The organism is Streptomyces sp. NPDC024632, assembly GCF_055559175.1.
In genome coordinates this window covers 171,648-190,988 of sequence record NZ_JBVHLD010000008.1, presented here as the reverse complement: position 1 = coordinate 190,988, position 19,341 = coordinate 171,648, and the positions used below count along the sequence as shown (strand labels likewise).

Here is a 19,341-nt window from a genome sequence, read left to right as displayed (position 1 = left end):
CCCGGAGCACCGTCACCCGTCAGCAGCACCGTCACACGTTGCGCCGTAGCGCCTCAGCAGCTCAGCAGGCCCGCGTTGACCTTGGCGGTCAGGATGCGGTGCAGGCTGTCGTCGACCGCGGCGCGCAGCGTCGCGTCCTTCGGGAGCCGGTCGATGACGGCTGCGGTCATCGGGGCGATGTCGCTCGGCCGGACCGTCAGCAGCATGTTGCCGCCCGCGGCGAAGAAGTCCAGCGCGCGCTGCGCGGGGGTACGGTCGCTGACGGCGACGGCCGCGCCGATGTCGTCGGAGATGACCGCGCCCTTGAAGCCGAGCTGGGTGCGCAGCAGGTCGTGCAGGACGATGCGCGAGAAGACCGCCTGGTTGTCGGGGTCGATCTTCGTATAGGTCGCCGACGAGACCATGATGAACGGCGTGCCCGCCTGGATGGCGCTGCGGAACGGCTGGAGGTAGGAGTCGTTACGGGTGGTCACCGTGTCCGTGACGCCCGCCGTCAGGTCGGTGTTGCCGCGGACCCGGCCGAGGCCGGGAAAGTGCTTGGCCGTGGGAACGACCCCGGACTGCCGCATGCCGAGCAGAAACGCGTCGCTGTGCGTGGCGACGGTCGCGGGATCGTTTCCGTACTCCCGGTGCAGCTCGCCGATCGGCGCGTTGACGCCCACCAGATCCGCCGGGACCGTGTCCGCGACCGGGGCCAGGTTCATGTTCACCCCGGCCGCCTTGAGCTGGCCCGCCCACGTCGCCGCCTCCTGCCGGAGCCGCGACGCGGACCACTGACCCTGCGTGACCGCGTTCGGCATGCTGGAGAAGCCGGGGCCGTTGAGCACCTGGACCTCGCCGCCCTCCTGGTCGGTGGAGACCAGCAGCCGCAGATTCGAGCCCTTGACGGGGGTGGCGAGCGTCCGCACCCGGTCGGTGACCCCCTTGACCGCCTGTGTGCCCGCCGAGGTGTGGCCCATCAGGATGACCGCGCCCACCTTGCCCTGCGTGATCGCCGACGCCTCGGAGCCGGTCATCCCGGTGGACGTCACGGCCGACATGAAGAGCTGCCCGACGCGCTGGGCGGTCGACATCGCGCCCGCCGTCCGGTCCACGCAGCTCGCCTGCGCCTTGGTCGTGCTCGCCGCGGGCGGCGGTCCGGGAGTGGCGTGTGTCGTGCTGGGCGACGGTGACGCCGACGGGCGGGTCGACGTGGCCGTGGTCGTCGGCGCCGCGCTGGGCGACGCCGACGTCGTACCGGGCGCCACGGACGTGGCCGACGTGTCACCGCTCCCGCCCCCGTTGGAACAGGCCGCGACAGTGACCATCAGCCCCACCGCGAGCCCCACCCCACGCCGTCGCGAGCGGGACGTTCGGCTGGCGGCACCAGGAGCAGTCGGCAGACGCACGGGAAGACCTCACACCTTTTCGATCACACGGAAACGGAACGTATGCACTCATCCCCTTCCCCCTGAGGCGCCAGTTGTCTCATGTGACCTGGAGAAACCCCCGCGATGGGTGTGACACGCCCCGGCAAGGTCCTTACCCAGGGGAAGGCGTCGGAGCGGCCGTCAGCCGTCGGCCGGGTCCGGGGCGGTGGGAGGCGTCGAGCCGGACGTTCCGGTGCCGGATTCGACCTCGGCCAGGCGGCGGAGGAGGAAGCGGCGTTCCGGCGGGGTGGGGGAGAGGGCGATGGCCTCCCGGTAGGCGTCGGCGGCGGCGTCGGAGCGGCCGAGACGGCGCAGCAGGTCGGCGCGGGTGGCGGGGAGCAGGTGGTAGCCGTCGAGTCGGCCGCTCGCGGTGAGGGCGTCGACCAGGGCGAGGCCCGCGGCGGGCCCGCGGGCCATGGCGACGGCGACCGCGCGATTGAGCTCGACCACGGGGCCCGGCGTCATGCGCGCCAGTTCGCCGTAGAGGAGCGCGATCTGCGGCCAGTCGGTGGCGGCGGCCTCGGCGGCGCTCGCGTGACAGGCGGCGATGGCGGCCTGGACCTGGTACGGCCCCGGGCGGCGGGCGAGCAGGGCGTCCTCCACGACGGCGAGCCCCTCGGCGATCTCGTCCCGGTCCCAGGCCGTACGGTCCTGCTCGTCGAGCGGCACCAGGTCACCGGCCGCGTCGGTACGGGCGGCGGCGCGCGCGTCGTGCAGCAGCATCAGCGCGAGCAGGCCGCGCGCCTCCGGCTCGTACGGCAGCAGCGCGGCCAGCAGCCGGGCCAGCCGGATCGCCTCGGCCGTGACGCGCCGCTGGTCGGCGCTGTCCGCCGTGTCGGCGCCGGGCGCGTAACCGGCGTTGAACAGCAGGTACAGCACGGCGAGTACGGCGGAGGTCCGCTCCGGGAGCAGGTCGCGCGGCGGCACGCGGAAGGGGATGCCCGCGTGCCGGATCTTGCCCTTGGCGCGGGTGAGCCGCTGCCCCATCGTGCCCTCGGGCACCAGGAAGGCCCGCGCGATCTCCGCCGTGCTCAGCCCGGTCAGGGTCCGCAGGGTCAGCGCGACGCGGGACGGCAGCGGCAGCGCGGGGTGGCAGCAGGTGAAGATCAGCCGCAGCCGGTCGTCCGGTACGGGATCGTCGTCGTTCCCGGGCGGCGGGAGGGCGTCGTCCACCGGGGTCAGCACGGCCGCCTCCCGCAGCTTGCGTTTCTCGTTCGCCGCCCTGCGCAGCCGGTCCAGGGCGCGGTTGCGGGCGGTGGTGGTCAGCCAGGCACCGGGCCTGCGCGGCACGCCGTCGACCGGCCAGCGCTCCAGCGCCCGCGCGAAGGCGTCCTGCGCGCACTCCTCCGCGAGGTCCCAGTCGCCGGTCATGCCGATCACCGCCGCCACGACCCGGCCCCACTCCTCGGACCAGGTCGCGGCGACGGCGTCCTTGACGGGGTCGGGGCGGCGCGGCCCCGACGGGGGACGCGCCTGTCCGCGCCCGGAGTCCCCGTGCGCCCCGGTCACCGCCCAGGACTCCGCGTCCCGACCCGTCATCGCCTCACTCCGCCCCGCCACCTCGTCAGCCCGCGGCTCGCGTCACTCCGTCCAGAACGGCCGCACCTCGACCATCCCGTACCGCGCCACCGGATGCTTCGCGGCGATCGCGATCGCCTCGTCCAGATCGGCGCAGTCGATGATGTCGAAGCCGCAGATCTGCTCCTTCGTCTCGGCGAAGGGCCCGTCCGTGATCAGCGGCGCGCCGTCCTTGAACCGTACGGTGGTCGCGTCCTGCGCCGGACGGATGCGGCTGCCCAGCAGCCGGGTGCCGTTGCGGGTCGTCTCCGCGACCCACGGCATCGCGTCCATCTCCTCCTCGGGCGCGTCGGCCAGCGATCCGTCGTCGCAGATGAGCAGCAGATACTTCATGGTCCTTCTCCTTCTCCGGTCACTCCGGAGGTCGCGATGCCTCCGGCGGCCACGGGCCTCTTCCTCCCGTGCGTCCACCCCTACGACGATCGGGAACCGCCGGAAACTACACCGGGCGGAAAGAACTTCGGCACGAGCCGCGTCCGCGTCACGCCGCCGCCGTCCAGCCGAGCGCCGAGCGCCGGTGCGGGAACAACGCCACCGCCACCGCGACCAGCGCCGCACCGGCGATGAGCAGCGGCAGCGCCCGGTGCCCGTGCCCGATCAGCGCGGCACCGGCCAGGGCCCCGAGGAACATCGCCGCCGCCGAGAGCAGCCTGCGCCCCGCCTTGCTTGTCTCGCCGCCCGCCAGGCGGCTGTCCGAGGCCACGCCGGTGATGGTCAGGGTCAGCACCGTGGTCGTCAGGTCGGGCACGGCCAGCCGCCGTACCACCGCGTTCTGCCCGCCCATCGCGAAGCCCAGCAGCACGACCAGGCACCAGCGGCTCCACCCGGCGGCCGGCAGGTCGACCAGCTCGCCGACCACGTAACAGACCAGGACGAGCAGCGCCTGCCCGGCCGTCACCGCGAGCAGCAGCCGCGCCCGGTGCCGCACGACACGGTTGGCCAGCCGCCCCGCGGCCAGCGCGCCCACGGCGAAGGAGAGCAGCGACAGGACGGAGGCGGTCAGCGAGAAGCCGCTGGAACCGGCGAGCGAGAAGGCCATGAAGACGACGTTACCAATCATCTGTCTGTAACTCGGAACCTGAGGGACAATCGACGCATGACCAGTACGGCATCGGCGGCTGTTGAACGCATATGCGCGGGTTACGCGCGCATCAGCGACGACAAGAAGGGCGACTCCCATGGTGTCGCCGCGCAGGAGAGCGAAGACCGGGACTTCGGCGAGGAGATCGAGCATCCGATCGATGAGATGTACGTGGACAACGACATCTCGGCATTCTCAGGGGCAGAACGGCCGGAATATCAGCGGCTCTTGGTAGACATGGCGGCCGACCGGATCGGCTGGATCATCATCTGGCATGCCAACCGGCTGCACCGCTCGGTCGAGGAAGTGCTGCACTTCATCAAGATCGCCCGCGCCCATAACGTCCGAATCTTCAGCGTGATGCTCGGTGGCGAATACAACCTCAACCGTGCTTCCGGCAGGGATCAGCTCGTCGCTGACACCTTGAAGGCGGAGACGGAGTCCGCCCACCGCGGTGAGCGGATCACTCTCGGCCGGAAGGCGCAGGCCGCAAACGGCCACTGGGGCGGAGGCAACCGGCCCTTCGGCTGGGGAATTCCCTTCGAGCCGCCGCTCTATCGCCGCGTACTGGTGAACAAGACCACCCGCGAGCATGCCGACGTACAGCTCCTCGACATGAGCAAGCACAATCCTGCGGAGGCCGCGGAAATCGCGAAGTGGGCGGACGACGTCCTCGCAGGAGTTCCCATTGCCCAGATCGTCACCGATTTGCGCAAGCGGGGTGTGAAGACCGTGTCACAGCAGGCGGGGCGGACGATCCGGCGCAAAGGAAAGGAGCTCCCACCCGCGCCCTGGAGCGTCCAGGCAGTCAGGCAGGTCCTGATGTATCCGCGAGTGAGCGGCCATGCCGTACACCAGGGGAAGATCGTCGTGCGCGATGCGTGGCCGGCTGTGATCCCCGACGAAAAGCGGCTGCGGATCATCGAGCTGTTCGCCGATCCTGGCCGGAAGACCTCGCCCGGCAATACCCCCAAGTGGCTGGGAAGTCTGATCTTCCTATGCGGACGGTGCCTCGACGGCAAGACGATGACGGTCCGTGGGAACGGTTCCGGGGTACCGCATTACAAGTGCCAGTCGGGCAGCCACTGCTCCGTCCCCGCCCATGAGCTGAATCAGTACATTACGGATCTGGTCATCGGCATTCTCAGCAGTCCGGATGCTTCCGGGCTGCTCGAGGTACCGGAAGAGATCGACATCGATGGCCTCAAGGCGCAGCGTGCAGTGCACGAGGGCAGGAAGGGGACCGCCGCGCGCCTCTTCGCCACTGGGGCGATCGACGGTCAACAGCTCGCCGAGATCAGTGCCATCGCCGATGCCGCTATCGCTGAGATCGCTGAGGATCTGACAGTGGCCGCCCGTATCGACCCGATCGCGGACCTGGTGGCTGCCGACCATGCCGAGGCGCACTGGAAGTCGCTCTCGCTCGGTCGGCAGCGTGAGGTGCTGCGCGCGCTGATGACCGTCACCGTCTATCCGGGCGCCGGGAAGAAGGCGGGCCGCAAGATCGTCGACGTCGATCCCGATTTTGTGAAGATCGAGCCTCTGCGGAGGCGACGCGCGTTATCCGTTGCGTCCCAGGCAGGCCCCGAGCCGGAGGACACGGCCGAGGTGGACGTGCAGGCACAGGCCGCCCAGACCGGTGACCGTCGGCGGGACTGACTGCGGCGGGCTTGTCGCCGTCTGAGAGGCCGTCGGTGTCGAGGGTGAGTCCGGCGCCCCGTTCGTCGGGATGACGGCGGCTGTGGAGGTCGACACTCCTTCGGCCGGCCGCGAAGGGCTGGCGGCGACGTAGTCGGCCGCGTCTGTCGCACGGACCGCGGTGGTGCTCCAGGAGCTGCTCGTCGGCGCCCTGGACGGACTCGGCATATGGGACGGAGCGCCCGCGAGCGCTGACCGGGAGGGAGACGAGGACGACGGTGCGCCGGGCAGAGCGGTGTCACGGTCGACGGGTCCGTGCGCAGCTGGCGGTGCGGGCGCGCGGTCGTCATCCTGTCCGCGGAGACCGGGGGAGGCGACGAGACTCGCGGCGAGACCTGCCGCGGCCAGGGTGACCGTCACGATCAGGGCGGGGCGTTCTCGGGAGCGGCGAGCGGCCCTGGCGATCCTGGCGGTGAGCAGCGCCAGCGCCCCGGCCAGGCTCCCGCCTTTGATGAGACGGAACTGGCGCCGCCGCTCGTCCGGTGTCGGCGGTGCCCCGTTGCGCAGGCCGCCGCTCATCACCCATTCCAGGGCTTGCTGGACGCGGGCGTCGCTGCGCTCGCGCTCGGTTTTCCAGTGCCGCGTCAGGAGCACACCGGCCGCCATGAAGGCAGCACCGATTGCTCCGGCCGCAATGATCTCGATCATCACGCATCCCCGGGTTGTGCCGATTCGTCCGTGGGGGGCGAACTTGCACCCTGCACCTGGTCTGAGGTGCCGTCAGGGGCGTGTGCATCGATCGTGACTGAACCGTGATGTCCCAACTACTGCGCGCGGCGCTCCCGTTGATCGCCCTCCTGGTCGTCGGAGCCCGGCATTCGCCATTCCGGATCGGCGGCCAGATGGGTCTCGATCCGTCGTCGGAGCCGGGCCCGCTCCCGGGCGGTGAGAGTCGCCCCGGCTGCGTCGATGGACGCCTGGAGCATCGCCCACCGAGGATCTTCGGTATCGCCCTGCTGTGTGGCGGTGGTGTTCCGCTTGAGGGACCGCAGTTCCGCCGCGGCGTCCGCCCTGCCGGCGTCTTCCAGGTCTTCGGGGGAAACGCCTACTACCTCCGCCATGCGAGCCAGGGTGTCGGCTGGGCCGACGACCTGGACTTGCACGCCTTTGCTGACCGACTGTGTGCCGCTGACGATCTGCCGCCACCGCCCGTCGCTTATTCCCGCGAGGGCGGCCGCCTTGCGTGCGGACAGGCGGGCGCGCTTTGTCGCGGCCTCAAGGAGGGCACCTTCGGGCAGCTGCCGTGGGGGGCGCGGAGTGCTCATGTGCCTACCTTCGCACACCTTCGCACTTGTACGGCAAGGGGGCCTCACAGGACCCACACATTCAGGGGTCGGAATACGCCATGGGCGCGCACGGGTGCGAAGGGGCGCACAAGAGGGTTGCAGTTCGCAGCACTTCGCAATAATGTCCACGCATGGCAAGCACCCCGCGGAAAGGTCCCAAGTGGCCTCTCGACCATGAGCCCGAGGCCGTGACGTACGCCCGCGAACACGCGGGACTCACGAAAACGGAGGTCGCAGCGGCGCTCGGGGTCTCGCTCAGTCTCGTCAGTGAGATCGAGGGGGGCACCCGCAATGCGACTCCCGAAACCATCACGAGGTTGGCCAAAGTCCTGAACTGCCCCCGTGTCGTCCTGGAGCGCAAGCGCTCCACTGCGGACGGCGGTCCGGACGCTGACAGCGCCGTAGGCGCGGCATGACGCGCGAACAGCGCGCCGAGGCTGTCGCCCGCGTCCTGGCCGACTGGCCGCCGCTCGACGACGAACAACGGGCCCGGCTCACGGTCCTTCTGCGGACTCCCGATACCCGCAGGGCGACTGGCGAGAACCGCAACGCGGTCGCCGGAGCCCGGACGGCGGCCGCCTGATGATCGCCCTGCAATGCGAGGAGTGCGGCCAGCGGAACGCCGCCTGGCGTGCGATTTGCAAGCGGTGCGGCTATCAGCTCCAGCGTTTTTTCGCTCCGCGGCACATCCCGAAATCCTGCGCTCATCGCACGCCCTGACGCACGAAAAGGGGCCGCCGCTTCACCGGCAGCCCCTCCGCACTACTGATCCACCGTCACTCACCATCACGAGAGGAGTGGACCGTGATCCAGGATCGCACACCCGGTGTCCAGCCGGACGAGACGAAACGGCGCCAGCACCTGCTCGCCGCGATACACGCCCGGGGCGGCACGATCTCCACCGCGGAAGCGGCCCGCATCAACGCCGCCGGCGGATTCGGCCCGAACCGCAACACGGCCCGGCTCGACTTGGGCTGCCTCGTGGGCAGCGGAGACTTGACCGCCCGCGAGGTGGACGGCAGGCGGCGGTACTCGCTGCCCCACGCGGACATGCGCGCCCGCGACGCCGCCGCGACGCCGGGCCCGTGGTGTACGGACGGCTGGGAGATCTTCCAGGGCGAGCGGTACGCGCCGGGCGCGACGTGGATCGGCGAGACGTGCCGTCCCAACGACACCGACGGCGCCGTCGCCGACGCCGAGTTCACCGCCGCCGCCCGCACCGGCATCCCCGTCCTGCTGGCCGACACCGACCGGCTGCGGGCCGAGAACCGCGGGCACGTCCGGCACGCGGGGTCTCTTCTGCGCGCCCTGCGCGACGCGGAGGCTCGTGTCCGTGAGCTCAATGCCGCCGCCGACCTGGCGACGGAGTACCGGGTCCCGCTCCCCGTCCCTTCAGGCGGCTGGCTGCTAGTGCGCCGGGGCGCGGACGGCCAGTGGGCCGTCACCACCGGGGTCGTGCGCGGTCGGCACGTATGGACCCCGGACGGCTGGCGCCACGGCGCACTGCTCGCCGACGACGAGATCTACCGCTGGTCGCGGACCGAGGCGCTCGGCGCCGCGATCCGCGAGGCCGCAGACCCGGGCCGTGTCCTGTGAAGGCGCCCCTGCCCGCGCTCGAGGGCGCCACGATGCGCTTGACGCCCGCGCAGCAGAGGGTCGTCATCGCGATGAGCCAGGGCGGGTCCCGCGCGGACGTCGCACAGCGCCTGGGCCTCTCAACGATGACGGTCGCCTCACACCTGCGGCACGCCCGGACACGCGCCGGGTGCACCTCCACCGAGCAGCTCGTCGCCCTCGTTGTCAGCGAACAGTGCGCCGCGGCGGCCCCCGCCACGGACACCCCGACGCTGCCCGACGGCGCCGAACTCACCCCGGCCCGGCTCGCTGAAATCGTCCGCCTCACGGACGGCCTCGGCGGCAGCCGCCGCCTGGACCTCGCACCGGCCTACGCCGCACTGCACGACCTGCTCGCCGACCGTGTCCGACTGATCGGGCTCAGCCCAGTCACCGCCCCCTGTCCGCTCAGCCCGGACCTGCTGCGGTCCGCCATCGCTATGGCGGCCGGGGAGTCGACCCACGACGAAGCAGTGCGGAGCGGCGTGCCGCAGCACGTGGTCGCCTACCGCCGGGCGCGGGTCCGGAGAGCCCTGGGTGCCCGGACCACCGCACATGCCGTCGCCATCGCCATGGCCCGCGCCTGGATCATCCCCGCCGACATCCACGTTCCCGGAGGCACGTCATGACCTCCCTCGGCCGTCGGGGCGCTGGCCACGTCGAGCCCATGGGGGACGCGGAGCGCGTCCTCGGACAGATCCAGCGCGGCGAGGTCCGCGCCGGTCGCGCCGCCGCCCGTGAGATTGCCGCCCGCCACCAGGCCGAATACGGCGACGACGTCTGGGGCCCCGCGAGCACCCGCGCACCCGAGAAGGGACACCACTGATGACGCCCCCCGGCTACAAGGGCACCGTCCTCGTCGACCAGGCCGTCACCGGCTACCTCGCGACGCTCGCCCGGCAGCTCCCCGAAGGGACGCGCGTCCGCCACACCGCCGGCCGCGCAGGAACCGTGCGCCGCGACGAGCCCGCCAACGTCCCCGGCCTGTTCGACGGCCAGCCCACCGCGTGGTGCATCTCCAGCGTCGCCGACGGCACCTCGATGGTCTGCGTCGCGTGGGACAACCCGTACTCGCTGCGCTGGATCCAGTGGGTGCCCGCCGACAGCGTGACCCGCCTGACCGGCGGCGCCCGCGCGAACAAGCCCGCCCTCGCCGTCGGTTCGGGCACGGGGCGGTGACCGGCATGTGGCTCATCCTCATCGCGCTCACCGCGGTCCTCGCCGCCACGGCCGCCGCCGCACTGCACATCCATACCTCCGGAAGCGGCCCGGACTGGGTCGTCCTCGCCACCGCCACCGCCGCCGGGTCCCTCGACACCGACCCGGGCGCCTTCGCCGACGCGCACACCCGCCTCACCCCCGGCGCACCGCTCCCCGGGCAGCAGGGGCGGAGGCGGTCGGCATGAGCGAGCAACTGGCCTTCCCCGCGCCAGCTCCGCCCAAGCAGTACGGGCTCATCGTCGACGAGGTCCGCCTCTACGCCATCGCCAGCCCGGCCACCAACTGGTGGGTCGAGCAAGCCGCCCGCTTCGAGGCCCGGGGCGCCGCCCGCATCCTCCTCACCTGTATCGCCGGAGCCATCACCGAGTACGGGCCGTGGGACCGCGACGACGCCGAGTTCATGCGCGACCACATGGTCGAGAAGGGCGTCACTCCGAAGGTGCTCTCGCTCCGCGAATGGATGCCGGAGCTGCCCGAGTGCACCGGATTCGGGAGCTGCAAGCGCTGCGGTCGGAGCCACGGGAAGCAGATCATTCCGCTTCTGTCCGGCGCCGGAGGTGCCGCATGAGCGTCGAGGACCAGATGCGCACCACGCTGCTCCGGCTCGGGGCGACGCCCGAGAAGGCCGAAGAGGTCATCGCCGAGAGCATCGAGAAGGCCCGAAGGGCGCGCGACCGGATCCGCACAGAGGCGCTCGCCGAGGCCGAGGCCACGGCCCGCAGGGTCGTCGCGCGGCTGTGGGGCGACGGCACGACGCAACAGCAACTCGACCGGGCAGGCGGCGCCCGCGCTGTCGAGTGGGAGATCGGATATCTCGCCGCCGGGCCGGGCGGCACCGGCGGGGCAGGGAAGGACACCGGCGGCGCCATCCAGGCGCCCGCGGGCGAGTCCACCCAGGCGGCGCCCGATCTGTACGGCCGCGTCCATGACGCTCTCAGCGGCCTGTCCGCGGTGCTGCCCCCGCACACCGTGCGCAAGTACACCGCCCGCGTGGTCGAGGCCGTGACGCCGCTGGTGGCGTACCGGCCGGTGTGGGACAGCGGCCTGCCGCCCGGCGGCACCGTGTGCTCGATCTGCGGTGACCCCGTCGAATCCGAGCCGTGCGCCAAGCACGCGCAGGTTGCTTCGCGCACCGAGCGGTCGTACTGGGCCGCCATCGCCGACGCCCTCAACGCCGCCGCGACCGCGGGGATGCCCGTCGGCATCGACATCGACGGCACCCTCACCGACCGCCAGCACTGGTCCGTGGTGTGGGACCGCGCAGATGAACGCTGGGCCGTCGCCGGATACGACGACGGAATCGAGTCCGGCTGCTCCCTGTGCAGGCGCCCTCTGGCCGCCCACGGCGGATGGGCGCTCCGGCACCTCTACACCACCCACACCGCCGGGGCCGGTGAGCAGCGATGACGACCACGACTCCGGCCGCGACCACCGTGCACGCCACTGGTCTTCCGACTTCCCGCAGGGCGTCAAAGTCGCCCGTGCCGATGCTGAGCACCGTCGGCACGGGAGCCAAGGCGGCGGAGGGGCGGTCCCACGCTCTCGCCCCCATGACGCCGCCTGCGCCCTGCGGGACCGCCGGGCCGGAGGTGCCTGACACCTCTGGCCCGGCAACCACCACCAGTCCGGACGCCGACTTCAAGGCGACCGTGGCCGCCGGATTCCTCGAAGGCGTCGACGCGTTCGTCGTACGCATCGACACCTGCGCGCCTCGGGCAGAGCGGGAGGCGTGATGAGCCACGAGCAAGAGGACGCCTTCATCAGGGAGATGGCCGCGCGGGGTGTGCGAGCCGTACGACAGGAGGACTTCACACCGGAGAACTTTCTCGACACGGTCCGCGAGAACCGGCGCCGCTACGCCACCGACGGGCGTACGCAGGAACTCGGGCGCCTCGGATCGCAATTGGCCACCGACTTGGAAGCCGCAACCGGTCTGCCGCCTGAGGCCATCGCGGCCGTCCTGATCGGCACGGCCGCCCGTCTCGGCGGTCTGGCCGTGCAGGGCGCACCGGCCACGGTTCTTATCGAGCTGATCGGGTTCACCGCTGCCGACCTCGACCGCGCCGCGAAGGCCGGTGAGCGGCCGTGAGCGCTCCCCGGGTGACTGGCCTGGATCTCTCGATGACCGCCACCGGCATCGCGCTGCCCGACGGCACGACGAGGACCGTCAAGCCGCGCTCGGGCGACGGCGACCGGCGCCTCCAGCACATCGTCACCGAGATCGAGGTGGCGCTCGGCGGCGGCACCGGGGCCACCGGGCCGGACCTCTGCGACCTCGCCGTCATCGAGGAAGCACCGCCGGGACTCAAGGGCCCCGCGATCAGGGCGATCCACATGGTCCACGGCGCGGTCCGGCTGTGGCTGCTCGACTTCGGCATCCCCTACGCGGTGATCAACCCCATGACCCTCAAGGCGTACGCGACCGGCAGCCCCAAGGCCGACAAGGTCGCGATGGCCATGGCCGCGTTCAAGAGGACCGGCCGGGAGTTCGGCGACGACAACCAGGCGGACGCCGCGTGGCTGCGCTGGGCAGGACTCGACCGCCTCGGCGCCCCGGAGGTCGCGCTGCCCAAGGCTCAGCGCATTCGCCTCGATGCGGCGGACTGGCCCGGTCCGCCTGGGCGCGAGGTGACGCGGTGAGCCGTCATCAGCGGTCCGCCGAGCGCCGTCGGCCCCCGTGTGCCCTGGGCATCGGCACCTGTCCGGGCTGCGGGAAACGCCGGTACGTCGACCGGCGCCAGGCCAGGAGAGCGGCCCGCGCGCAGTTCCCCGAAGACGTCCTGCGCGCCTACCGCTGCGGCGACTACTGGCACATCGGCAACAGCGCCGCATGGAGCAAGCACGGCGACGCCCGTGACCCGAAGATCCTGAAGGGCATTTCATCGTGACGAAGCTGAAGTTCGAGAGCCAGCCCGCCACAGCGGCCGTCGAGGCCCTGGAGCCCTATATCCGGCCGCTGTACGCGAGCCCCGGCATGCGGCTGATGGCGGTCATCGAGCTGGCCACGACCGAGCGTACGGAGCCGTCGCCGGACAGCGAGAAGGTCCCGGTGGTGAAGGTGCGGATCACACATCTGGAGATTCCCGGCGAGGACCAGGTCGGCATGATCCGCGAAGTGCAGCGCGCCTTGTTCCTCCAGCGGACCGCGCGCGGGACGTTCGGCGAGGACGAACAGTTGGAGATCGCCCCCGACATCCTGCGCCTGGCCGCGGGCCGGATCCACGCGATCGGCTACGCCCACCTCAAGGCCCACCTGCGGCGATGGGCGGACTACACCCACCGCCTGACGTACGGGCCAGACCTGACGGTCAGCGAGATGAAACACGAACTCGACCTCGTCAACAAGGGCCTGGAAGCCGCGCTGAACCCCGCCAACGGCGCAGGAGAAGGCCCCGTCGACTGACCGTTCCGGCATCCCCGCCTGGCCCGCCCGCACCCCTGAAGGAGGTGATCCTCATGCCCCGCCAGCAGCGCGTCCGTGTGCCGCTCCGTCTCATCGTCTCGCCGACGTACGGTGACGCCGCGCTGCCGGTGTTCATGAAGATCGCTTCTCTGGGAGCGCGCCGGGAGGGCTGCACCGCGGGCGTCGCATACCTCGCGCAGATCCTTGGCACGTCGCCCTCGACGATCGAGCGGGGCCTGGCGCAGCTGTCCCGGCCAGCGCCGTGCGACGACGTCGTGGAGATCACCACGGTCCGGCGTACGCTGCCGGGCGGCCAGGGCACGACCGCGGTGCGCCGCGTACGGGCCCCGCAGGCGCGTGAAGCGTTCGTGTGGCTGCCGTCCCGCGCCGCCGACGCGCTCAACGGCAGGCAGTTGCGCGCCTACGCGGCGATCTCGTACGCCGTCGTCACCGGGGTGCCGGTCACGCATGCCGAGCTGGGGGTGGTGCTGCGGCACCGCACCGGCCGCAGGGCCGGCCAGGCGCTCGACCCGCGGTCGGTCGCCCGCATCGTCCAGGGCCTTGCCGCCCTGGGCTGGATCAGCATCCAGGCGCGCGCCGGGGGCCGGGGCCGCCACGCCTACACCGTCCACGAGCAGCCGTCGCAGCAGACCCTCGACGTACCGGACGCCGGTGACGGATCGGGTGTGGATCTTGGTGACGGATCCCTCGCGACTAAGGAAGACCCGTCAACTGACTCACCTGATGACGCGACGGCCGGTGGTTCCATCCGCCGTAGGCGAGAGACCGGTAGAAGAGGTGTGGACAACCGAGCCGAACTCGACGACGTAGAGGTCTTCGGGCGGCCCCGGACCAGGCCGGACGCTTCCGGGCGGCCGTACGCCGGGCCCGCGTTGAGTCTCGCTCCGCGGATCTGGACCGTCCTCACCCCCGTACACCGCCTGCTGCCGGGCCTGTCTCCGTACGTCGTCCGCCAGCTGGCCCGCCAGGTCGGCGCCCAACTCGACCAGGGCATCGAACCCGAGCGGATCCGTGCCCGCATCGAGGCCCGCTACGCCTCCACGCAGACGATCCGCGACCCGGGCCGCTGGCTCCTCGGCGCGGCCGTCGTACGCCACGGCTGCGGCCTGACCGCCTGCGAGTCCGGACGGATCTGGCGCACCGGCGAGGCCTGCGAGGTGTGCGCGGACCTGCGCGCCGCTGATCCCGCCGACTCGCCCGACCCCCGGTATCAGCGCCAGCGACCAGACGGTCACCGCTACCAGCCGGACCGCCGCGGTGCCTGCGCCCGCTGCGACCTCCCCGCTCCCAACTCCCGCCACCTGGAGACGGCATGACGGCTCCGGGCTCACACGACGAAGGGGCCGGTCGCCTCACGACCAGCCCCTCCACCGCCCGCGCCGCACACGGCGCCAGCGAACTCCCGAAGGAGCAGACCGTGACCACCCTAGCGCCCGCCACTCTCACCGAGCTCGACGTACTCGCCGTCGACGGACCCACCGCACTGGTCATCACCATCAGCCCGGAACTGGCGAAGGCCCTCCTCGGCCGGAACACCCACAACCGCAGGGTCCGCGACCGCGCTGTCGGCGACTACGCCCGCGACATGAGGGCCGGTCACTGGTCGCTCAACGGCGAGGCGATCAAGATCGCCACCGACGGCACCATCCTCGACGGCCAGCACCGCCTCCGCGCAGTCACCCTCGCTGACATCAGCGTGGACATGTTCGTCGTCATCGGTCTCGACCCGTCCACGCAGGAAACGATGGACACCGGCCGAAGGCGTACCACCGCCGATGCGATGAGCCTGCGCGGCGAGACACACTCTGTGACACTGGCCGCGATCCTGCGCCGAGTCTGGTCCTGGAACAGCGGGGACTACCGCTTCGCCGGGAACAACTCGCCGACCACGGCCGAATGCGCGCAGCTCCTCGCCGGGCACCCCGAGATCCGCCGGTCCGCCGAGATCGCCGTGCGCACTCGCCAGGCGTTCCCGCACATCCCGCAGTCAGTGCTCGGCACCGCCCACTTCTTGTTCAACGCGATCGACGCCGACGAGACGGTCTGGTTCTTCCAGCGTCTCGCCGACGGTGCGGAACTCCCCGTTGGCCACCCGATCCTCGCCCTGCGGGCACGGGCCACCTCCGAGCGCCTGGACAGCGCGCGCATCAGCGAGAGCCGCCACATGGCCTACCTCGTGCGCACCTGGAACGCCGTCCGTGACGGCCGCTCCCTGGACCGCCTGGTCCACCCGCCGAACGGCTCGGTGCCCATGCCGAAGTAGCCGCCCCGGCACGCCGCTTCTTGCCCCGTCCTCTGCCTGGAGAATCCATGACCGCGTCCGTCTGCCCGTCCTGCTCCGCCACCAAGGCCGCCCGGCACTACCTGTGCCACGGCTGCTGGTTCACACTGCCCGCCGCAGCGCGTACGGCGCTGAACCGGCGTGACAGCAGGGCGTCCGAGCGGCTGCGGGAGCTTTACGACCAGATCGGCGGCGGCGCCGCGCTCGGCAATATCGGGATCTCGCCATGACCGGCCCGGGCCCGCGGCCCGCCAGCGCGCAGCTGGTCGCGCTTGCCGTCGCCGCGCGGCCGGACTGGCCCGAGAGCAGCGTCCGCGACGCCCTGGCCCGCGCTCACTACGCGGGCATGACGTGGGGCCTGATTTACGCCGAGACCGGCCGCCTCCTGGGCGACCCGGACGCCGTCCCCGCAGACCTGGCCGCGGCCGCGCCCGAGCTGTGGCGCCGCCGCCGTACGGCCCCCAGCCCCGATACCGCCCACCGTGGCGCGGCCCTGGCCCGCGCCGCGATCACCACCACCGAACCTACCGACCTTTCCGAAGGAGATGAGCTGCGATGACAACCATCACCGCCGTGGCTCAACCGGTGCGTCCCGCGCGCCAGTTCACCGATCCGTCTGGCCGCAGATGGGACCTCGACGGTCATTTCCTCGACTTCCACGTCGCCGGCTGGACATGGGACGGACGCCCGTACGACAGCGCCGGGCCCGTCCTGCACACCTCCGGCGAGCCTAACCGCACCGAGACCCTCATCGCCCTCGCGCAGTGCGCCGGCCTGTGGCAGGTCCCCCTGGACGCCCGCCAGGACCTCGCGCACCTCCTCGACCCGATGGATGCCCTGCTGCGCGGCTGCGCCGGACCCGGTACGGCGGTGCGCCGGTGAAGGCCCGCGAATCCCTGTACGCCGCGGTGATGAGCGGCGGCGAGCACAGCCCGGCCCGCAGCGAGCACGCCTCCGCGGTGATCGACACCTTCCGTCTCCAGGTCGAAGCCGAGGCGCTGCGTCACTCGAGGGAAAGCATCGTCGCCGAGCTGCGCGGCGCCGACCGTGCCCAGGCACTGCTGGACGCCGCGGCCGACCTTCGCAAGGGCAACACCAACTGGACCGTTGACGTCGCGGCGCAAGTGGTCGACGAGGTCGCCGGGTGGCTGGAGTTCCGGGCAGGACGCCGCGCCGCGGACGGCACGGGCCAGGCCGACGCCGCCGGGCCGACCCGGGGCTGCACGTGCATGCCGCACCGCAAACTGCCCTGCGGGCACTGCGTGATGGACCTGTGCGAGGACTGCGGTCACTGCTCCGGGCAGGGCTGCCGGTGCGTCTGCGAGACCGGGGAATGAGCGCCGCGAGCGCCGGGCCTCGTCGGGTCCGCCACGCCCAGGTCGCCGCAGCGGCACGGCAGGCGCCAGGCCAGTGGGTCAAGGCGGGCGCGTACCGCAGTCCTTCCTCCGCGGAGGGCATGGTCCGCTTCGTCACGAAGGGTTCCTCGGCCACCGCCGGCCTGGCCGCCTACGACCCGCCCGGCTCATTCGAGGGCGAAACACGCCGCACGGAGCTCTACGTCGAGCTCTGGGTGCGCTACGTCGGCGAGGCGGAGCAGTGAGCGGCGCCGGGCGCCGGGCGCCCAGACCACGCACGGACCACGCCGCCGTCGCGCAGGCCGCCCGCCGTATGCCGGGGGAGTGGGTGCGCGCCGGCGAGTACGGCTCCGGCCTGTCCGCAGGTACCGCCGTCCGCCGGATTCTCGCCGGATCAGAGCGTGAACTGCGCGCCTACCGGCCGGCCGGCGCGTTCGACGCCGAGGTCCGCCAGAGCGTGGACGCGACCGAGATGTGGGTCCGCTACACCGGCACTCGGCAGGCGGTGAACGCCAGGTGAGCCCCGACGACTACGACCGCCTGTACGCCGAGGCCCGGGACGGGGCGCCGTTCTCCAACAGCGACCAGGGCATGGAGTGGATGGCCCGGAACTGTGACCGGTGCATCCACGACAAGCCCGCCCGGCAGGGCGACGACGCACGCGGCTGCCCGCTGGTCCTGGTCGCGCTCATGAACCGCACCCCGGCCCAGTGGCTCGCCGAGACCGAACGAGCCCAGGTCTACGCCGACTTCACCTGCATCGAGTTCCGCGACGAGAACGACGGCCCCGGCCCGGAGCCGCGGCCGGTCCCGACGCCGCCCGGCCAGGGCGAACTCCTCCCGCGTGCCCCGTACGAGGGCCACCGCATGCTCACCGCCACCCCCGAACCCACCGCGGCCCTGGCCGCGAGCAAGGACTACACCCCGTGAACCCGAAGGCTTCCCGATCCCAGCGCCGCGCTGTCTCCCGCGACCAGGCGCGCCGCGACGCCCAGTACGGCACCGGCCTGCGCCTGACCCCGGTCGAGGGCGGCAAGACCGAGCGGACCGCCACCGGCGGCCGCCCCCGCACCGTGGCCGCCGACTCCCAGCCGGAATGCGCCTCCCATCACCGCAAGCTGCCGTGCTTCCGCTGCGACGGGGCGGTGGCCTGATGGAGACGCGCCGCTCTCTGCGCAGACAGATCGAGGACCTGCGCGCCGACAAGGACCGGCTGATCGGCGAGCGTGACACCGCCCGCACCGGCCAGCGGACGGCTGAGTTCAATCTGAGGCGGAAGATCACCGAGGTCAACGAGCTGCGCGACCTGGCCGACCACCCCGCAGTCACGCTGGAGGTGCTGCCGACAGGCGACACCCGATCCGATGCCGGTGACCCGGGTGCCCGCCTCGCGGCTGCCGCCAAGCGCAACGGGGAACTCCACGCCGAGAACGCCCTCCTGCGCGCCCGCTCCGCAGCCCCCGCCCCGGTGCTGACCGGCGGACCGGCGGCGGACGGCGTGGGGGGCAAGCCTCCGCTGTTCCTCATGTCCGGCCGGTCCGTGCCCACCGAGATCGTCAGCCTCCAGGCGCAGCTGCGGGCCGCCCGCGCGACAATCGCGGCGCTCGACGCGCAACTGTCGATGCTCCAGACCGCCAACGAGAAGAAGTTCCGGGAGGCCTACGACGAGCACGACAGCGTCGTGACGCCCGGGCCGGGGGAGCCGTTCGGAACCCGGCCCCGGCCGGTCAGCCTCCTCCGCAAGGCGGCCCGGCCGTGACCGCCCGCCACCGTTTCATGGTCTCCCGCCGCAGGCTGCGCGCCGAGGTGCGCCGCCTGGACGGCGAGGCGCGCCGCCTGACCCGCGAGAACAACAACCTGACCTGCGCGCTGGTCAAGGCCGCAGGTGAGCACGACGTCCTCGTCATCGAGCGGGACCGCCTGGGGCACCTGGCGGCCGAGCGGGGAGAACGCGTCGACGTGTACGAGCGGGAGCTGCGCGAGGCCGGGGTCCAGCTGACGGCGGTACGCGCCGAGCTGGCCAACGCCACCGCCGTGCGGCAGCTGGGCGCGTCGCTGCACCCGACCCCGGACGAACTCGCCGCCGCGGGAAGGGTCGCGGCCGACACCGTCGAGCTGGAAGCCCTGGACGAGTCGGTCGTCAACACCACGGGCACGGCCTGGCGCAGGCCCGCTTCCGCCGCTCCGGCCGCGGCCGCGGTGAAGGGGCCGGTCCGGGTCCGGCACCTCGCCGAGGCCTTCGGCGCCGCCTCGGTCCCCGCCCTGCCGCCCGTGGTGGCCGGCACCTCCTAGCCCGGCGGGGGGGGGGGGGGGGGAGACCCCCCCCCCCCCCCCCCCTCCCCCCCACCCCCCCCCCCCCCCCCCCCCCCCCCCCCCCCCCCCCCCCCCCCCCCT

General features: G+C 72.2%; 33 protein-coding genes. 27 read left to right on the top strand and 6 right to left on the bottom strand.

What is annotated here, in order from left to right; all coding sequences use genetic code 11:
• Positions 1-53: 53 nt before the first annotated feature.
• From ACZ37P_RS18945 to ACZ37P_RS18930, 4 genes are all read right to left on the bottom strand, one after another.
• The gene (locus tag ACZ37P_RS18945) at positions 54-1,307 is read right to left on the bottom strand and encodes a glycoside hydrolase family 3 N-terminal domain-containing protein (RefSeq protein WP_467347560.1); all 1,254 of its coding nucleotides are present in this window, start codon (positions 1,305-1,307) and stop codon (positions 54-56) included.
• Positions 1,308-1,550: 243 nt separating this feature from the next.
• Positions 1,551-2,948 carry an RNA polymerase sigma factor gene (locus tag ACZ37P_RS18940; RefSeq protein WP_467347558.1) on the bottom strand — a complete coding sequence of 466 codons (1,398 nt, stop codon included), beginning with the start codon at positions 2,946-2,948 and terminating at the stop codon, positions 1,551-1,553.
• Between the two features lie 42 nt (positions 2,949-2,990).
• Positions 2,991-3,320 carry a YciI family protein gene (locus tag ACZ37P_RS18935; protein ID WP_391117591.1) on the bottom strand — a complete coding sequence of 110 codons (330 nt, stop codon included), beginning with the start codon at positions 3,318-3,320 and terminating at the stop codon, positions 2,991-2,993.
• Between the two features lie 148 nt (positions 3,321-3,468).
• The gene (locus tag ACZ37P_RS18930; RefSeq protein WP_467347556.1) at positions 3,469-4,047 is read right to left on the bottom strand and encodes a YoaK family protein; all 579 of its coding nucleotides are present in this window, start codon (positions 4,045-4,047) and stop codon (positions 3,469-3,471) included.
• A 36-nt stretch (positions 4,048-4,083) separates the two neighbouring features.
• Here ACZ37P_RS18930 and ACZ37P_RS18925 point away from each other — a divergent pair, with 36 nt between their 5' ends.
• Positions 4,084-5,727 carry a recombinase family protein gene (locus ACZ37P_RS18925; RefSeq protein ID WP_467347554.1) on the top strand — a complete coding sequence of 548 codons (1,644 nt, stop codon included), beginning with the start codon at positions 4,084-4,086 and terminating at the stop codon, positions 5,725-5,727.
• On the opposite strand, the gene ACZ37P_RS18920 is transcribed toward ACZ37P_RS18925, so the two are convergent.
• Positions 5,629-6,414, bottom strand: coding sequence for a hypothetical protein (locus ACZ37P_RS18920; RefSeq protein WP_467347552.1), 786 nt, complete (start codon positions 6,412-6,414; stop codon positions 5,629-5,631). The genes ACZ37P_RS18925 and ACZ37P_RS18920 overlap by 99 nt on opposite strands.
• Before the next feature lie 116 nt (positions 6,415-6,530).
• A complete protein-coding gene (locus ACZ37P_RS18915; RefSeq protein WP_467347551.1) occupies positions 6,531-7,031 on the bottom strand; it encodes a hypothetical protein in 501 nt (166 codons plus the stop codon).
• 152 nt (positions 7,032-7,183) lie between these two features.
• On the opposite strand from ACZ37P_RS18915, the gene ACZ37P_RS18910 reads away from it, so the two are divergent.
• The 26 genes from ACZ37P_RS18910 (at position 7,184) to ACZ37P_RS18785 (ending at position 19,239) form a co-directional block, all read left to right on the top strand.
• The gene (locus ACZ37P_RS18910; RefSeq protein WP_467347550.1) at positions 7,184-7,468 is read left to right on the top strand and encodes a helix-turn-helix domain-containing protein; all 285 of its coding nucleotides are present in this window, start codon (positions 7,184-7,186) and stop codon (positions 7,466-7,468) included.
• Positions 7,465-7,635 carry a hypothetical protein gene (locus tag ACZ37P_RS18905; RefSeq protein ID WP_467347548.1) on the top strand — a complete coding sequence of 57 codons (171 nt, stop codon included), beginning with the start codon at positions 7,465-7,467 and terminating at the stop codon, positions 7,633-7,635. The genes ACZ37P_RS18910 and ACZ37P_RS18905 overlap by 4 nt, the downstream gene beginning before the upstream one ends.
• Before the next feature lie 221 nt (positions 7,636-7,856).
• Positions 7,857-8,648, top strand: coding sequence for a hypothetical protein (locus ACZ37P_RS18900; RefSeq protein WP_467347546.1), 792 nt, complete (start codon positions 7,857-7,859; stop codon positions 8,646-8,648).
• A gap of 32 nt (positions 8,649-8,680) precedes the next feature.
• Entirely contained in the window at positions 8,681-9,295 is a 615-nt protein-coding gene (locus ACZ37P_RS18895) for a LuxR C-terminal-related transcriptional regulator (RefSeq protein ID WP_467347544.1), read from the top strand.
• A complete protein-coding gene (locus ACZ37P_RS18890) occupies positions 9,292-9,492 on the top strand; it encodes a hypothetical protein (protein ID WP_467347543.1) in 201 nt (66 codons plus the stop codon). Before ACZ37P_RS18895 ends, ACZ37P_RS18890 begins: the two co-directional genes overlap by 4 nt.
• Positions 9,492-9,845: a hypothetical protein gene (locus ACZ37P_RS18885; protein WP_467347541.1), complete on the top strand. Its 354-nt coding sequence runs from the start codon at positions 9,492-9,494 to the stop codon at positions 9,843-9,845. The genes ACZ37P_RS18890 and ACZ37P_RS18885 overlap by 1 nt, the downstream gene beginning before the upstream one ends.
• Positions 9,846-9,850: 5 nt before the next feature.
• A complete protein-coding gene (locus tag ACZ37P_RS18880; protein WP_467347539.1) occupies positions 9,851-10,072 on the top strand; it encodes a hypothetical protein in 222 nt (73 codons plus the stop codon).
• Positions 10,069-10,455, top strand: coding sequence for a hypothetical protein (locus ACZ37P_RS18875; protein ID WP_467347538.1), 387 nt, complete (start codon positions 10,069-10,071; stop codon positions 10,453-10,455). The genes ACZ37P_RS18880 and ACZ37P_RS18875 overlap by 4 nt, the downstream gene beginning before the upstream one ends.
• A complete protein-coding gene (locus tag ACZ37P_RS18870; RefSeq protein ID WP_467347536.1) occupies positions 10,452-11,294 on the top strand; it encodes a hypothetical protein in 843 nt (280 codons plus the stop codon). Before ACZ37P_RS18875 ends, ACZ37P_RS18870 begins: the two co-directional genes overlap by 4 nt.
• A gap of 182 nt (positions 11,295-11,476) precedes the next feature.
• On the top strand, positions 11,477-11,620 hold the full coding sequence (locus ACZ37P_RS18865; protein ID WP_467347535.1) for a hypothetical protein: 144 nt from the start codon (positions 11,477-11,479) through the stop codon (positions 11,618-11,620).
• Positions 11,620-11,976, top strand: coding sequence for a hypothetical protein (locus ACZ37P_RS18860; RefSeq protein WP_467347534.1), 357 nt, complete (start codon positions 11,620-11,622; stop codon positions 11,974-11,976). The genes ACZ37P_RS18865 and ACZ37P_RS18860 overlap by 1 nt, the downstream gene beginning before the upstream one ends.
• Positions 11,977-12,008: 32 nt before the next feature.
• Entirely contained in the window at positions 12,009-12,527 is a 519-nt protein-coding gene (locus ACZ37P_RS18855; RefSeq protein ID WP_467347532.1) for a Holliday junction endonuclease, read from the top strand.
• The gene (locus ACZ37P_RS18850) at positions 12,524-12,775 is read left to right on the top strand and encodes a hypothetical protein (RefSeq protein WP_467347531.1); all 252 of its coding nucleotides are present in this window, start codon (positions 12,524-12,526) and stop codon (positions 12,773-12,775) included. The genes ACZ37P_RS18855 and ACZ37P_RS18850 overlap by 4 nt, the downstream gene beginning before the upstream one ends.
• Positions 12,772-13,290: a hypothetical protein gene (locus tag ACZ37P_RS18845; RefSeq protein WP_467347529.1), complete on the top strand. Its 519-nt coding sequence runs from the start codon at positions 12,772-12,774 to the stop codon at positions 13,288-13,290. The genes ACZ37P_RS18850 and ACZ37P_RS18845 overlap by 4 nt, the downstream gene beginning before the upstream one ends.
• Before the next feature lie 53 nt (positions 13,291-13,343).
• The gene (locus ACZ37P_RS18840; protein WP_467347527.1) at positions 13,344-14,627 is read left to right on the top strand and encodes a hypothetical protein; all 1,284 of its coding nucleotides are present in this window, start codon (positions 13,344-13,346) and stop codon (positions 14,625-14,627) included.
• A 101-nt stretch (positions 14,628-14,728) separates the two neighbouring features.
• Positions 14,729-15,574: a hypothetical protein gene (locus ACZ37P_RS18835; protein WP_467347526.1), complete on the top strand. Its 846-nt coding sequence runs from the start codon at positions 14,729-14,731 to the stop codon at positions 15,572-15,574.
• A 47-nt stretch (positions 15,575-15,621) separates the two neighbouring features.
• Positions 15,622-15,822, top strand: a complete 201-nt coding sequence (locus tag ACZ37P_RS18830; RefSeq protein ID WP_467347524.1) for a hypothetical protein — start codon at positions 15,622-15,624, stop codon at positions 15,820-15,822.
• Positions 15,819-16,151 (top strand): hypothetical protein, encoded by a 333-nt coding sequence (locus ACZ37P_RS18825; RefSeq protein WP_467347522.1) that lies wholly within the window; start codon positions 15,819-15,821, stop codon positions 16,149-16,151. The genes ACZ37P_RS18830 and ACZ37P_RS18825 overlap by 4 nt, the downstream gene beginning before the upstream one ends.
• Positions 16,148-16,474 carry a hypothetical protein gene (locus ACZ37P_RS18820; protein WP_467347521.1) on the top strand — a complete coding sequence of 109 codons (327 nt, stop codon included), beginning with the start codon at positions 16,148-16,150 and terminating at the stop codon, positions 16,472-16,474. The genes ACZ37P_RS18825 and ACZ37P_RS18820 overlap by 4 nt, the downstream gene beginning before the upstream one ends.
• Positions 16,471-16,929: a hypothetical protein gene (locus ACZ37P_RS18815; protein ID WP_467347519.1), complete on the top strand. Its 459-nt coding sequence runs from the start codon at positions 16,471-16,473 to the stop codon at positions 16,927-16,929. The genes ACZ37P_RS18820 and ACZ37P_RS18815 overlap by 4 nt, the downstream gene beginning before the upstream one ends.
• Positions 16,926-17,192 carry a hypothetical protein gene (locus tag ACZ37P_RS18810; RefSeq protein WP_467347517.1) on the top strand — a complete coding sequence of 89 codons (267 nt, stop codon included), beginning with the start codon at positions 16,926-16,928 and terminating at the stop codon, positions 17,190-17,192. The genes ACZ37P_RS18815 and ACZ37P_RS18810 overlap by 4 nt, the downstream gene beginning before the upstream one ends.
• Positions 17,189-17,467 (top strand): hypothetical protein, encoded by a 279-nt coding sequence (locus ACZ37P_RS18805; RefSeq protein ID WP_467347516.1) that lies wholly within the window; start codon positions 17,189-17,191, stop codon positions 17,465-17,467. The genes ACZ37P_RS18810 and ACZ37P_RS18805 overlap by 4 nt, the downstream gene beginning before the upstream one ends.
• Positions 17,464-17,877: a hypothetical protein gene (locus ACZ37P_RS18800; RefSeq protein ID WP_467347514.1), complete on the top strand. Its 414-nt coding sequence runs from the start codon at positions 17,464-17,466 to the stop codon at positions 17,875-17,877. The genes ACZ37P_RS18805 and ACZ37P_RS18800 overlap by 4 nt, the downstream gene beginning before the upstream one ends.
• Complete coding sequence (locus ACZ37P_RS18795) at positions 17,874-18,101, top strand: hypothetical protein (protein ID WP_467347512.1); 228 nt, start codon at positions 17,874-17,876, stop codon at positions 18,099-18,101. Before ACZ37P_RS18800 ends, ACZ37P_RS18795 begins: the two co-directional genes overlap by 4 nt.
• Complete coding sequence (locus ACZ37P_RS18790; protein WP_467347510.1) at positions 18,101-18,706, top strand: hypothetical protein; 606 nt, start codon at positions 18,101-18,103, stop codon at positions 18,704-18,706. The genes ACZ37P_RS18795 and ACZ37P_RS18790 overlap by 1 nt, the downstream gene beginning before the upstream one ends.
• Positions 18,703-19,239, top strand: coding sequence for a hypothetical protein (locus tag ACZ37P_RS18785; protein ID WP_467347508.1), 537 nt, complete (start codon positions 18,703-18,705; stop codon positions 19,237-19,239). The genes ACZ37P_RS18790 and ACZ37P_RS18785 overlap by 4 nt, the downstream gene beginning before the upstream one ends.
• The last annotated feature ends 102 nt before the right edge of the window (positions 19,240-19,341 follow it).